The organism is Streptomyces sp. NPDC054866 (genome assembly GCF_053610745.1).
Map to the genome: position 1 here is coordinate 1 of NZ_JBSGZA010000036.1, position 1,162 is coordinate 1,162.

Below are 1,162 nucleotides of genomic sequence, written 5' to 3' on the forward strand. Positions count from 1 at the left end.
TAGATGTCGGCGCCGGTGTGTTGGGCGAGTTGGAGGGCTGCTGAGCCGACTCCTCCGGTGGCGGCGTGGAGGAGGAGTGTTTCGCCGGGTTGCAGATCGGCGAGGTCGTACAGCGCGTAGTACGCGGTCAGGAAGGCGACGGGAACGCCCGCGGCCGTCGTGAAGGACCAACCCTCGGGCATAAGGGTGACCAGACGGTGATCGGTGACCGTCCGCGCACCCGCGCCATCGATGAAGACGCCCATAACCCGGTCCCCGACCGCCATGCCGGTGACGTCGTCGGCGATTTCTGTGACGACACCGGCGCCTTCGCTGCCGAGGGGTGCGTCGCCGGGGTACATGCCCAGGGCGATAAGGGTGTCGCGGAAGTTCAGCCCGATCGCACGGACGTCGACGCGCACCTGCCCGCTGGCCAGGGGGGCATCCCACTCGGGAGTGACCGCGCAGGTGACCGCTTCGATGGTGCCGGCGGAACCGGCAGCCAGCTTCCAGCTCTGCTCGGGCAGGTCGAGTACGCCGTTGCCCTCGGCGCGTTCCAGACGGGGCACGAAGAACTGACCACGGCGGTAGGCGAGTTGAGGTTCACCTGTGGCCAGGCCCTGGGTGATGTACGAGGTCTCGGCCGGGTCGTCGGTGTCGATGAGGTGTATGCGGCCCGGGTTTTCGTTCTGGGCCGTGCGGACCAGACCCCACAAGGGGGCGTGGGCCAGGTGGATGTCCTCGGCGGGACCAGTGGCCACGGCGGACCGGGTCAGGATCACCAGACGGCGCTCGGTGGCCTCGTTGGTGGTCAGCCATGATTGCAGGTGAGTCAGGACCGTTTCTGCCGCGGTATGCGCAGCTGCCGGGCTTCGATCCTCCAGGTCGATTGGGGTCGCGTAGACATCGATCTGGTCCTCATCCACACCTTCATGGCCTGCTTCGACCGGCTTCCAGGCCATGTGGAAGAGGCTGTTGCGCGTTCCCGTGCCGATGTTCTTCTGCAGTGCGGTGGGGTCGATCGGGCGGGAGGCGAGTGTGGTGACGGTGGCGACGGGTGCGCCGGTGGGGTCCCAGGCCTGGACGGAGATGTCGTTGCCTGTGGTGGTGAGGGTGACGCGTAGGTGGGTGGCGTCGGTGGCGTGGATGGTGACGCCGTTCCAGGCGAAGGGCAGCCGTACGT

At 67.5% G+C, this 1,162-nt stretch carries 1 protein-coding gene; it reads right to left on the reverse strand.

Annotation, left to right across the window (positions count from 1 at the left end; all coding sequences use genetic code 11):
- On the reverse strand, positions 1-1,162 hold a 1,162-nt coding region (locus ACWGI2_RS42070), incomplete at both ends, for a SpnB-like Rossmann fold domain-containing protein (RefSeq protein WP_453701340.1).